The 12667-nt window shown below is 74.4% G+C and carries 11 protein-coding genes; 5 read left to right on the forward strand and 6 right to left on the reverse strand.

Translation table 11 applies throughout. The features are described 5' to 3' along the window. The first annotated feature begins 122 nt into the window (after positions 1-122). Together F1544_RS03365 and F1544_RS03370 are read left to right on the forward strand one after the other, a co-directional pair. The gene (locus tag F1544_RS03365; protein ID WP_167582275.1) at positions 123-3125 is read left to right on the forward strand and encodes an alpha-mannosidase; all 3003 of its coding nucleotides are present in this window, start codon (positions 123-125) and stop codon (positions 3123-3125) included. Positions 3126-3255: 130 nt separating this feature from the next. Continuing rightward, on the forward strand, positions 3256-4245 hold the full coding sequence (locus tag F1544_RS03370) for a sensor domain-containing diguanylate cyclase (protein WP_167582090.1): 990 nt from the start codon (positions 3256-3258) through the stop codon (positions 4243-4245). Between the two features lie 37 nt (positions 4246-4282). Here F1544_RS03370 and F1544_RS03375 read toward each other — a convergent pair whose 3' ends face one another. From F1544_RS03375 to F1544_RS03400, 6 genes are all read right to left on the reverse strand, one after another. Beyond that, positions 4283-4432: a hypothetical protein gene (locus tag F1544_RS03375; RefSeq protein WP_167582092.1), complete on the reverse strand. Its 150-nt coding sequence runs from the start codon at positions 4430-4432 to the stop codon at positions 4283-4285. A gap of 31 nt (positions 4433-4463) precedes the next feature. Beyond that, a complete protein-coding gene (locus tag F1544_RS03380; RefSeq protein WP_167582094.1) occupies positions 4464-5423 on the reverse strand; it encodes a hypothetical protein in 960 nt (319 codons plus the stop codon). Next, on the reverse strand, positions 5423-6667 hold the full coding sequence (locus F1544_RS03385) for an RNase A-like domain-containing protein (protein WP_167582096.1): 1245 nt from the start codon (positions 6665-6667) through the stop codon (positions 5423-5425). Before F1544_RS03385 ends, F1544_RS03380 begins: the two co-directional genes overlap by 1 nt. A gap of 118 nt (positions 6668-6785) precedes the next feature. Then, positions 6786-7283: a nuclear transport factor 2 family protein gene (locus tag F1544_RS03390; RefSeq protein ID WP_167582098.1), complete on the reverse strand. Its 498-nt coding sequence runs from the start codon at positions 7281-7283 to the stop codon at positions 6786-6788. 184 nt (positions 7284-7467) lie between these two features. Further along, a complete protein-coding gene (locus F1544_RS03395) occupies positions 7468-8241 on the reverse strand; it encodes an SDR family NAD(P)-dependent oxidoreductase (protein ID WP_167582100.1) in 774 nt (257 codons plus the stop codon). Beyond that, the gene (locus F1544_RS03400) at positions 8238-9029 is read right to left on the reverse strand and encodes an SDR family NAD(P)-dependent oxidoreductase (protein WP_167582102.1); all 792 of its coding nucleotides are present in this window, start codon (positions 9027-9029) and stop codon (positions 8238-8240) included. The genes F1544_RS03395 and F1544_RS03400 overlap by 4 nt, the downstream gene beginning before the upstream one ends. A gap of 122 nt (positions 9030-9151) precedes the next feature. Here F1544_RS03400 and F1544_RS03405 point away from each other — a divergent pair, with 122 nt between their 5' ends. The 3 genes from F1544_RS03405 to F1544_RS03415 all read left to right on the forward strand — a co-directional run bounded on the left by F1544_RS03405 (position 9152) and on the right by F1544_RS03415 (position 12657). Then, a complete protein-coding gene (locus tag F1544_RS03405) occupies positions 9152-10069 on the forward strand; it encodes a LysR family transcriptional regulator (RefSeq protein WP_167582104.1) in 918 nt (305 codons plus the stop codon). 160 nt (positions 10070-10229) lie between these two features. Then, a complete protein-coding gene (locus F1544_RS03410) occupies positions 10230-11501 on the forward strand; it encodes an MFS transporter (RefSeq protein ID WP_208971230.1) in 1272 nt (423 codons plus the stop codon). A 130-nt stretch (positions 11502-11631) separates the two neighbouring features. Next, complete coding sequence (locus F1544_RS03415) at positions 11632-12657, forward strand: VOC family protein (protein WP_167582106.1); 1026 nt, start codon at positions 11632-11634, stop codon at positions 12655-12657. Positions 12658-12667: the final 10 nt, after the last annotated feature.

Consider the following 12667-nt stretch of genomic DNA (forward strand, 5'->3'; position numbering starts at 1 on the left):
GGGTGGGGATCGACGACGACCCGCACGCCGGGCGTCCGTGGTGAGCCCGGGGCGGCGTGACCCGCCGTCCTGACCGCACCACCGGAGGAGTCCCGTTGTTCGTCAACCCCCGCCTCGTCGAGATGCGCGTCGAGCGCTTCGTCTCCGAACGGCTGGAACCCGCCCTCTACCGCCGCCGCGCCCCGCTGGAGGTGACGGCGTGGGTGGCGCCGGGTGAGCCGGTGCCCTTCGCCGAGGCGTCCGCCAAGTCCTTCGCGCCGTTCGCCGCCGGGCAGTCCTGGGGCCGGCCGTGGGGCACGACGTGGTTCCGGCTCACCGGCCCCGCCCCCGCGGGGTGGGGCGGCGCGGGCACGCGGCTCGAGGTCGTCGTGGACCTCGGCTACAGCCACGTCCAGCCGGGGTTCCAGGCCGAGGCGACCGCCTACCGGCCGGACGGCACGATCGTGAAGGGGCTCCACCCGCGCAACCGCTACCTGCCGCTCGCGGAGGTCAGTTCGGGCGGCGGGGTCGACGTGCTGCTCGAGGCGTCGTCGAACCCGGACGTCTCGGGCGACGGCGTCTTCGCGACGCCGACGAAGCTCGGTGACCTCGCGACCGCCGGGGACGCGCCGCTGTACCGGTTCACGGCCGCCGACGTGGCCGAGCTCGACGTGACGGTCTGGGAGCTGCTGCAGGACGTCTGGACGCTGCGGGGGCTGCTGCCCGAACTGCCCGAGCAGTCCTCGCGGCGCGCCGAGGTCCTGCGCGCCCTCGACGACGCGGTGGACGCCGTCGACCCGTCCGACGTCGCGGGGACCGCCGAGGCGGGTCGCCGCGCGCTGGCGCACGTGCTCGCGCAGCCGGCCTCGGCCAGCGCCCACCGCGTCGTCGCCGTCGGGCACGCCCACATCGACTCGGCGTGGCTGTGGCCGACGCGGGAGACCGAGCGCAAGTGCGCCCGGACGTTCTCGAACGTCCTCGCCCTCATGGACGAGGACCCGGACCTCGTGTTCGCGTGCTCCTCCGCGCAGCAGTACGCGTGGGTCCGCGACGGCCACCCGGAGCTGTTCGCCCGCATCAAGCAGCGGGTCGCCGAGGGCCGGTTCGTGCCCGTCGGCGGCATGTGGGTGGAGTCGGACACGAACATGCCCGGCGGGGAAGCCCTCGCCCGGCAGTTCGTCGCCGGGAAGCGGTTCTTCGCCGAGGAGTTCGGCGTCGAACCCCTGGAGGTCTGGCTGCCGGACTCCTTCGGCTACACGGCGGCCATGCCGCAGATCGCCCGGGCGGCGGGGGCGCGGTACTTCCTCACGCAGAAGCCGTCGTGGAACGAGGTGAACCGGATGCCGCACCACACGTTCACGTGGGAGGGCATCGACGGGTCCCGCGTCTTCACGCACTTCCCGCCCGCCGACACCTACAACTCCGAGGTCAGCGGCGCGGAGCTCGCGCTGGCCGAGCGGCAGTTCGCCGAGAAGGGCCGGGCGACCACCTCGCTGCTGCCCTTCGGCTACGGCGACGGCGGTGGCGGGCCCACCCGCGAGATGCTCGCGGCCGCGGCGCGCACCCGTTCCCTGGAGGGGTCGCCCGCGGTGGAGATCGCCGCGCCGGGGGAGTTCTTCCGCCGGGCGCAGGCGGAGTACGCCGACCCGCCCGTGTGGAGCGGGGAGATGTACCTGGAGTTCCACCGCGGCACCTACACGTCGCAGGCGCGGACCAAGCGCGGGAACCGGCGCAGCGAGCACCTGCTGCGCGAGGCGGAGCTGTGGGCGACGGCGGCCGCCGTCCAGCACGGGACCGCCTACCCGTACGAGGACCTCGAGCGGATCTGGCACACGGTGCTGCTGCAGCAGTTCCACGACATCCTCCCCGGCTCCTCGATCGCCTGGGTCCACCGCGAGGCCGAGGCCCGCTACGCCGAGGTCGCACGGGAGCTGACCGCCCTCGTCGAGGGCAGCCTGCGGGAGCTCGCGGGGGAGGGGACGACCCCGGTCACCTTCAACGCCTCGCCGTTCGCCCGCGACGGGGTTCCCGCACTGGGTGCCGCACCGGCCGCCGTCGGTGCGGACGCGACCGCGTCGGCGGAGGACGGGGGTTTCGTCCTCGCCAACGACCGCGTGCGCGTGGTGGTCGACGCCGACGGGCTGCTGGCGTCCGTGCGCGACCTCGCCGCCGACCGCGAGGTGCTGGCCCCCGGGGCGCGGGGCGGGCTGCTGCAGCTGCACCGCGACACCCCCACGCAGTGGGACGCCTGGGACGTCGACGAGCACTACCGCCGCCACACGACCGACCTCGTGGACGCCGAGTCCGTGGAGCTGATGGACGGCTCCGCGGAGCGGGTGGCGGTGCGCGTGGTCCGCGCGTTCGGGGACTCCCGCGTCGAGCAGGTCATCTCCCTCGCCGCGGGTTCCGCGTCGGTCGACCTGGAGTTCGACGTCGACTGGCACGAGCGCCAGAAGCTGCTGAAGCTGGCGTTCCCGCTGGACGTGCACGCCGACCGCGCGGCCTCGGAGATCCAGTTCGGGCACGTCATGCGCGCCACCCACACGAACACCTCGTGGGACGCCGCCCGGTTCGAGACGTGCGCCCACCGCTGGGTGCACGTGGGCGAACCCGGCTGGGGCGTGGCCGTCGCCAACGACTCGACGTACGGACACGACACGGGGCGCACCACGCGCGAGGACGGCGGGACGACCACCTCGGTGCGGTTGTCGCTGCTGCGGGCGCCCCTGTTCCCCGACCCGGACGCCGACCAGGGCGAACACCGGCTGCGCACCTCCCTCGTCGTCGGCGCCGGCATCCCCGACGCCGTCCGCGAGGGCTACCGGCTCAACCTGCCGCTGCGCGAGGTGGCGGGCGCCGGGCCCGTCGAACCGCTGTTCGCGGTCGAGGGCGACGGCGTGGTCGTCGAAGCCGTCAAGCTCGCCGAGGACCGCAGCGGCGACGTCGTCGTGCGCCTGTACGAGGCCCACGGCAGCCGTGCCCGCGCCGCGGTGCGCCCGTCCTTCGGGGTGGCCTCCGTCGTGGAGACCGACCTCCTCGAGCGGCCGGACGCCGCGCCCCGCGCGCTCCGGAACGCCGACGGCGGCGTCGCCCGGCTCGACCTGCGGCCCTTCCAGCTGGTCACGCTGCGCTTCGCCCGCGCCTGACGCCAGCGCTTCCCGGCCGGCCGCGCCGTGGCCGGGCGACCCTCGACGGGGCGCCCGGTCGCGGCCGTGGCTCAAGATCCGGGCCGGGGGCGCCGACCAACCTTCTACACACCAGTGGAAGGGGCGTCGCGTGCCCGGCAGTGACACCGCGGTCCCGTCGGACCGGGCCCCGTCGCGGGTTCCCGGGGCGCTCACCGCGCCGGCGAGCGTCGACCTGCCCGGCTTCCCCGAGGGCGTGCGCGCCGCCGCCTTCTTCCAGAGCAGCGCCCTGGTGATCGTCTTCGGCGCCGACGGGCGCTGCCTGGTGGCCAACCCCGCGCTGACGCGCCTGCTCGGCTGGGACGCGGAGGACCTGCGCGCCGCGCCGTTCTGGGACGTCCTCGCCGTCCCCGAGGAGCGCGACCTGGCTCGCGACTGCCTCGTGCGGGCGGTGCGCGACGGCGAGGCCTTCCCGCAGGAGGCGGACTGGCTCACCCGCGACGGGCAGCGCCGGCGCATCTCGATGCAGACCGACGCCCTGCGCGACGAGCACGGCGCGTCCTGCGCGATGGTCGTCGTCGGCGTGGACGTCACCGAGCAGCGCCGGGCCGAGGCGCTGCTGCGCCGGCGTGCCACGACGGACCAGCTGACCGGACTGCTCAACCGCGGTGCGTTCTACGAGACCCTCACCGCCGTGCTGGCCGACCCCGCGGGGACGGGGTGCGGGCTGCTCTACTGCGACCTCGACGGCTTCAAGGCCGTCAACGACACCCACGGGCACCGCACGGGTGACCTGCTGCTGGTGGAGGTGGCGCAGCGGCTGCGGGCCGCCGCCGGCCCCACCGACGTCATCGCCCGCCTCGGCGGCGACGAGTTCGTCCTGCTGCGCACCGGGGTGGACGAGCAGGAGCTCCTCGCGCTGGCGGCACGCCTGCAGCAGTCGGTCCGCGGACCGGTCGCCACGGTGGCGGGCCTCCTCTCGGTCGACGTCAGCATCGGGACTGTCTGCGCGGGCCCGCACGCCCACCCCGACGAGGTCGTCCACAGCGCCGACCAGCGCATGTACGGCGTGAAGGCCGCGCACCGCCGCGTCCGGCAGACGGGTGCCGCCGCGCGGTGCGAGGCGCCGTCACCGACCTGACCGCTACTTCGGCGCGTTCGCCCGGCCGGCGCGGAGGTCAGGGTGCGACCTCCTGCAGGCCGTCGCCGTGCAGGACGTACCTCGTTCCGCACCGGGGGCAGCGCACCAGGGGTTCCTGCTCGGGCCCCCAGCGCACCTCGACGACGAGGACCTGGATCCCGTCCCGGGGGCAGACCGCGTAGTCCATGCGCGGAGCGTACGAGCCGCCGCCCCCGCCGTCACGGGTCGAGTTCCTCGGGGTTCCAGTCGAAGGTCCGGATGCGCCAGAACATCCACGTGAGCCAGAGCCGCAGGTGCGGCGGTTCGACGAAGCAGCCGAGGGCGACGACGGCCGCGTGCAGGTCGTCGTCGTCCAGGCGGAGGAGCTCGTCGCCCTCGGCCGCGAGGCGGTCCAGGACGGCGGCCGGCTCGGCGAACAGCATCCGCCGCTGATCCGTCCACGGGGTGAGCTGGTACGTGTCGCTGAAGCAGCCGCCCAGCACGGCGGTCAGCGTCGGCCACGCCGCGCGCCAGGAGGCGGCGCGCGGATCGTCCACCGGTTCGGCGACGTGCACGCCGCGGACGAACGGGTGCATGCCGTTGCCGGTGAGGGAGCGGCTGAGGCGGACGCCGACGCGGGTGCTGCTGCGGGAGCGGACGACCAGCTGGTGGCCGTACGTGTCCCGTTCCTCGAGGTCGCTGACCTCACCTACCACCTGCCCCGTGTCGTAGAGCAGGTACAGGTGGACCCCGCCGTCGGCGTCCGCGGCGAGCCAGTCTTCGATGCGGCGTACGTCGACCCGCGACGCTTCCCGGGCCCAGCGGTCGGCGGCGTCGGGGTCCAGGCGCGTGGTGGTCCTGCGGCGCCAGGTGTAGTGGTCCGGGAGGTGCTCGCTCGGGAGCACGGTGTCGGGGTGGTCGACCGCCTCCTGGAGGCGGTTCTCGAACCACGTGGCCCACCGTCGCCAGGAGGTTCCTTCCAGGGGTTGCCACACGTTGGCGCCCAGGGAGTTGATCGCGTTCCGGATGTCCTCCTCAGAGCTCGTCGCGTCCACGGCGGCCCGCCAGCGCCCGAGCGTCAATCCGGCGTCGTGGTTCGGGGCGGCGATCTGGCGCTCGAGGGCCTCACGGTCGTCGAGGCTGGTGTAGACGATGTCCCGGTCCTCGCCGAAGCTCTCCTCGATGATGGGATCGTCCATCAGGTTCGGCCTCCGTCCAGGTACGCGGTCCTCACGTAGTACTCACCGGCAGCGGTACGACCCACGACGATCTTGGCACGGCTGGCGGGCCGCTCCACCGCTTCCCCGTTCACCTTGACGAGCAACGTCCCGCTCGACGGGGGGACGGCGGCGTAGAGGGCGACCGTCCCTCCTACCGGCAGTTCCACGAGTCGTGACCGGTTCTCGCCCAGGACTCGAGTGATCACCGATTGCGCCGTCGACAGGTCGGTCCATCGGGACGCCTCTCCCAGGGGCCTGCCGAGCTGCCCTGTGGCCGGGTTCGGCGTTCCCTTGAAGAGCCTCGCCCTCAGGTAGTCGTCGTCGACGTCGACGTGCCGTTCGATCGTGTGGCCGCCTTCGACACCTTCGCTGCGCGAGAGGTCGACGCCGACGAGCATCTCGTCGAGGCTCTGGGGAACGAGCCCGGGAGCACGGCCGGGACCGTTCCGCTCGTGGCCGGGAACGCCGTCGGGCGTGACGCGTTCGACGGCCCGGCCGAGGCCGCGACCGACGGCCGCCGCACCGAGGGCGCCGGCGGCGGTGCCGTAGCGGCCGTCCTCGAGGTCGTCGACGTGCAGGGCGTCGCGGACGGTGTCGACGGGGTGGGTGGCCTGGCTCTGCAGGGCGGCGGGCAGACCGCGGACGTCGCGCCACCAGCCGCCGGGGTCGTCGAGCCAGCCGAGGCCGATCCACAGGCTGCCCTCGACGCTCTCGCCGACGGCGTCGCCCGCGTCGGCGAGGTGCTCGCCGAGGGATCGGGGACGGTGCGGGACGTGGTCGAGGATCGCGGTGAGCCGCTGGGCGAGGCGGTCCGTCGCGTCGTCGTAGGCGTCGAGGACCTGCTGACGCGTGCGCTGCCAGCGGTCGACGGCGGCCCAGGTGGACTGGAAGTCGGCGACGGTGAGGGTCGTGTCGAGGGTGCGCCGCTGGGCCTCGGCGAGGTCGGCGTCGACGGTGCGGAGGCGCGCCTGCAGCACCCCGAGCTCCCGGGAGAACTCCTCGACGATGCCTGCGCCCGCCGCGGCCACGTCCGCGAGGAGGGTGAGGCGGTCGTGCAGGGCGTCGGCGCGCGCGGCGAACCCGAGCTGCGCTGAGCCGGACCAGCTGCCGATGCGCGCCCCGGCGGTGTGGCCGGCGGCCTCGGCGAAGGCCGTGCCGGTGCTGCGCGCCGCCCGGGCGGCGGTGTCCGCGGCCCCCGGCGACAGCATCGACAGCTCGTCCATGCGGGGAACCTAGGTCGCACGGCACCGACGGCGGCTGCGTCGTCCACAGGCAGTGTCGTCCACAGGCGCGGTCGTCCACAGGTTCCGCTGCCCACGGGTGGTGGGGGACGAGGGGGGTTCAGCTCGGCAGGACGTGCGGCAGCTCCTCGCCCGCGCGCCAGACCTCGTGGATCGTCACCGTCGCGAAACGCCAGCCCTCCTCGGTGCGGCGCAGCGTGCAGTCGTACCAGCCGGCGCCGTCGGCGTGCCGTGTGAGGTCCCCCGTGAACCGGTGGACTCCGAGCAGGTACGAGCGGGTCGTCGCGGTGTCGCCGTCGACGTCGATCGCGTGGTTGGAGGAGAGGTGCCACGTCGCGTCGTAGCGCGCGAGGCCGCTCGGGGACCCGGTCCGCGCCAGCTCCTCGTGACCCGAGAGCCGGAACGGCGTCCCCTCGACCTGGAACACGCCGTCCGGCAGGTAGAGGGCCGTGTTCGCGGCGAAGTCGCCCACGTCCAGGGTGCGGGCGAACTCCACGAGCAGGTCGCCGATGGCGGCGCGGTCGACGAGCCACCGAAGCTGCGCGACGGGGTCGGTGGGCGGGGCGGCCGGCACGGCGGTGTGCGGGGTGGTGGTCACGGCCAGAGTCTGCGGAACGGGGCGCCCCGGCGGAAGGCGGACCGGGTGATGCCCGTCATCACCGGCGGGGATGAGTCCGTCCGCACTCGCGGAGCGCCTCGGTGTGGGGAAGTGGTGACCGTGGGCACCCGTTCGCCGCACGTCCCTCTGCGGGCTGATCCGTTCTCGCCGAGGGTGTCTGGTCTCAACCCGGGAGGACGGCCGACCAGCCGCCGTCGACGACGAGGTTCGCGCCCGTCACGTACGAGGCCTCGTCGCTCAGCAGGAACAGCGCGCAGCGGGCGACCTCCTCCGGGGCGCCGATCCGGCCGAGGGGGATGGCGTCCGCGATGGACCGCATCGGGTGGTCGGCGCGCAGGAGGTCGCTCTCGGTGGCGGGGGTGCGGATCATCCCGGGGCTCACGCAGTTCGCGCGGATGCCGTGCGGCGCACCCTCCGCGGCGAGCTGCCTCGTCATCGCGACCACCCCGCCCTTGGTCGCCGTGTGCGCGAGGCGGGTGTTGGTGCGGGAACCCGTGGTCCCGGCCGTGGAACCCACGAGCAGGATGCTCCCGCCGCCCCGGGCAACGAGGTGCGGCCAGGCCGCACGGGTGGTGAGGAACACGGTGTCGAGTTCCGCGCGCAGCACGAACGACCAGTCCGCGTACGACGTCGCGGCCACGGGGGAGAAGCGCGTCGCGCCGGCGTTGGCGTGCAGCAGGTCGATGCCGCCGTGCCGGGCGGCCGCGCCGTCGACCCACGCGCCGACGGCCGCCTCGTCCGTGAGGTCGAGGGGGGCCGTGCTGTCCAGCCGTCCCCCGGCGGCCTCGACGAGGCGCACGGTCTCCGCGGAACCCGCCGCGTCCAGGTCGCAGCCGACGACGACGGCGCCCTCGGCCGCGAACAGGAGGGCTGCCGCCCGGCCCTGCCCCCCGGCGGTGCCCGTGACGAGGACCACCTTGTCGACGAGGCGGTTCACGCGCCGGCCATCGCGTCCGCGATCGACTTCACGCCGCCGTGGGCGGTGAGACCACCGTCGACGGTGACCTCGGCGCCCGAGACGAACGAGGCGGCCGGGCCGAGCAGGAACACGACGACCGCGGCGACCTCGTCGGCGGTGCCCGTGCGGCCGAGCGGGGTCTCCGCCACGTTGGCGGCGCGGAACCCGGGCGCGGCCGAGGCCGTCATCGGGGTCTCGATGAAGCCGGGGTGGACGGTGTTGACGCGGATCCCCCGGGGGCCGAGCTCCAGGCAGGCGGCCTTGGCCAGGCCCCGCAGCGCCCACTTGCTCGTCGTGTAGGCCAGGGGCACGTGCCCCGTCAGCGCCGCGACGGAACCGACCACGACGATCGAGGAACGGGCGGCCATGAACGGTGTCACGGCCTGCACGCCGAGCAGCGTCCCCACGACGTTCACCTCGTGCACGCGCAGCAGGTCGGCCGGGGAGACGTCGCCCAGGCGGGCGCGCCACGTCACGCCCGCGTTCCCGGCCAGCGCGTCGACGCGCCCGAACCGGCGCGCGACGTCCGCGGCGGTCCGCGACCACGCCTCCTCGTCGGTGACGTCGAGGCGGCGGTACTCCACACCGGGCAGCGGCTCGCGCGGCTCCTCGAGCACGTCCAGACCGAGGACGGTGGCGCCCTCCGCGGCGGCGAGGCGCGCCTGCGCGGCGCCGAGGCCGGAACCGGCCCCGGTGACGAGGACGACGCGGCCCGCGAGGGCGGGCCTCCCCGGTGGGGGAGGAGCGGGGGTGGACGACGGCGGCACGGTGGGTTCCTCCTCGGGACGCGCCTCATGCTGCGGCGTGCGTGCGCCGGGCGGAAGGTGCGCTGAGGCATACCCCGCATCGACCCCGTCGATACAGTGACGGGCATGCGGCGGCGTCGGCGGTGAACCTCGCGAACCTCGACCTGAACCTGCTCGTGCCCCTGGACGCCCTGCTGCAGGAGCGCAGCGTCACCCGCGCCGCCGAGCGGCTCCTGCTCAGCCAGCCTGCGCTGTCCGCCTCGCTGGCCCGCCTGCGCCGCCACTTCGACGACCCGCTGCTGGTCCGGGTCGGCAACACCTACCAGCTCACCCCCCTCGCCGAGCAGCTCGCGGCGCGCACCCGCGTCCTGCTCGCCGACGTCGAGCGGGTGTTCTCCGCCGAACCGGACTTCGACCCGCGCACGACGACGCGCGAGTTCACGATGGTGACCAGCGACTACAGCAGCACGGTCCTCGCCCCGCTGGTCGTGGCGCTCCTCGACGCCGAGGCACCCCGGGCCCGGCTGCGGCTGTCCGCGAACACCCCGCGCGTGGTCGACGGGGCGGAGCGGGTACTGCTGAGCACCGACCTCATGGTCATGCCGCACGGGTTCGTCGCCGACCTCCCGCACCAGGACCTGCACCGCGACGAGTGGGTCTGCGTCGTCGCCGCGGACAACACCGAGGTGGGGGAGACGCTGTCGCTGGAGCAGGCGCGGACGATGCCCTGGGTCGCGAGCTACCACGGCCCGACGGCGTCGACGCCGGCCGCGCGGCAGATGCGGATGCTCGGCGTGGAACCCCACGTCCAGGTCGTCACGGAGAACTTCCTCACCGTGCCCGGGCTCGTCGCGGGCAGCGGCCGGGTGGCCCTGCTGCAGCAGCGGCTCGTCGACGCGCTGCCCCCGGGCTCCGGCGTCCGCGCCGTCGCGTGCCCCGTGGAGGTGGGCCCGCTCATCGAGGCGATGTGGTGGCACCCCTCCTACACCCCCGACCCGGAGCACTCGTTCTTCCGGGACCTGGTGCTGCGGGCGGCGCAGGGGACGACCCCACCGCCCTGACCGTCCGCCCGCCCCCCTCTGCACCCGTTCACCCGGACGGCCGCATCGACGTGGCTGATGGGCGTCCCCACGGTTGTCTATTGGTCAGCGCCCACGCGGGACGCGATGCTCGGCCTCCCGGTTGACCCGCGACGGCGCGGGCCCGCGGCAGGAGGATCCCGTGTCCGACGTCATCCCCGACGGCCCCGTGCGCTCGACGACCGCGGCGCACGCCACGTCACCGACCCGCCCCGGCGCGGCGGCCCGCACCTCCCCACCCACCACGGTCGGGAGCGCCCCCGACCGCCGCCCCACCGCGCTGCAGGCCACGTTCCTGCTCTGCCTCAGCTGCCTGTCGGTGCTGGGCGCGGTCCTCATCGCGCCCGTGCAGCCCGCCATCGCCCGGGCGTTCGCCGACCAGCCGGGCGTGGGGCTGCTGGTCCCGGTGTCCCTCACGGTGCCGGCGCTCGTCGTCGGCCTGACGGCCCCCTTCGCGGGCCGCATCGTCGACCGCGTCGGCCGCATCCGGCTGCTCGTCGTCGCCCTGGTCGCCTACTCGATCTTCGGCACCGCACCGCTGTGGCTGGGCAGCCTGCCCGCGATCGTCGCGAGCCGCGCGCTCGTCGGTGTCGCCGAGGCCGCCATCATGACGAGTTCCACGACCCTCATCGGCGACTACTACTCCGGCGCCCGGCGCAACCGCTACTTCGGCCTGCAGACCGTCGCCGCGTCCGTCTCGGCGATCGTGTTCCTCGCCGCGGGCGGGGTGCTCGGGCAGGGGAACTGGCGCGCCCCGTTCTGGCTGTACGCCGTCGGGATCGTGGCGGCCGTCCTCGTCCCGCTGCTGCTGTGGGAACCTGCCGCCCGCGTCCGCGGGGAACTGCCCGCGGTGCCGTGGCGCCGGATCCTGCTGCCCTTGGCCATCACCGTGCCGGGTGGTGCGGTGTTCGCCACCCCGATCGTGCAGCTGTCCTTCGTGCTCGACGCCGCGGGCGTCGACGACAGCGCGGCCATCGGCGCGATCAGCGCCTTCGCCTCGGTCGCCACGGCCGTCGGGGCGTTCGCGTTCGCGCGGCTCGCACGTCGAGGGCCGACGACCCTGCTGCTGGTCTCGCTGACGCTCGCCGGCGTCGGCATCGCCGTCCTGGCGCTGTCCCCGGCCGTGGCGCCGATCGTCGTGGGTGCCGTGATCGCCTCCGCGGGAACCGGTCTGCTGCTCCCCACGCTCCTCACGTGGACCCTCACGACGCTGCCGTTCGAGCAGCGCGGCCGGGCCACCGGCGTGTTCACGGGCTGCCTCTTCTTCGGGCAGTTCCTCTGCCCGCTCGTCGTCTTCGCCCTCACGGCTGCGCTCGGTGGCCTGTCCGCGGCCCTGCTGGGCATCGCCGTCCTCGCCGCCGTCCTGGTCGCGGTCGTGCTCGCGCGCCGGCCCAGCGTCGCCCTCGAGGGCTGAGCGGACGCATCGACCTCCGTGATGCCCCGCATCACGGAACTCCGCTTCCGCGGCCGTCTCCTCCTGCGCCACAGTCGTGGCGACCGCACGAGGCCGTGCCGGCCGCACTCCCCACCCGGAAGGATCAACGGTGATCAAGCTCCTCTCGCACCTGGCCCACCTGGAGATCGCCTCCCCCGACGTCGAGGCCTCCGTCTCCTTCTACGAGCAGCACTTCGGCCTGGAGGGCGTGGACCGGGACACCGACGGATCGGTGTCCCTGCGCTGCTGGGGCGACTACTACCGCTACAGCCTCGTCGTCAGCCCGGGGGAGCAGCCGGCCGTGCTGAACATGGCGTGGCGCACCTCCAGCGACGAGGCGCTCGACGAGGCCGCCCGCCGGATCGAGGCGCAGGGGACCACGGGGACGTGGCACGGGGCCCGCCGCCACCACGGCCGCTCCTACCAGTTCACCGGCCCCTACGGGCACACCATGGAGCTGTACTGGGAGGTCGAGCGGTTCGTCGCCCCCGAGGGCCGAGCCTCGATCTTCCCCGACCGCCCCTCGCGCCGTTCCCGCCACGGCGCCGCCCCGCGGTTCCTCGACCACGTCACCGTCGCCGCGTCCGACGTCCGGGGGTTCGCCGACTGGTACAACGAGGCGCTCGGGTTCCGCATCATGGCCTACACGCAGCTGGACCACGCCGACGTCACGGTGTTCGGCGTGCTCACGACCAACGAGAAGTCCCACGACCTCGGCGTCGTCCTGGACTCCTCGCCGATCCCGGGCCGCGTGAACCACATCGCGTTCTGGGTCGACTCCCACGAGGAGCTGCTGCGCGCCGCGGACGTCCTCATGGAGAACGGAACCGACATCGAGTACGGCCCGTCCGTCCACGGCGTCGGCGAGCAGACGTTCCTGTACTTCCGCGAGCCCAGCAGCCTGCGCGTGGAGCTGAACACCGGCGGCTACCGCAACTACGTCCCGGACTGGACGCCGAACGTGTGGACGCCGTCGGCCGGGTCGAACAGCATCTACCGCAACGGCGCCATGCCCATGTCGATGACCGAGTCGTTCCCGCCGGACGCGACCCACCCCAGCGCGACGGAGGAGGGCGTCCTGCCCGGCACCGAGGAGCAGCTGCTGAACCCCTACGCCCTGCAGGGCCAGGGCTGAGGGGGGCGGC

The sequence above is a fragment of the Kineococcus rubinsiae genome, from assembly GCF_011839805.1.
Lineage (GTDB): Bacteria > Actinomycetota > Actinomycetes > Actinomycetales > Kineococcaceae > Kineococcus > Kineococcus rubinsiae.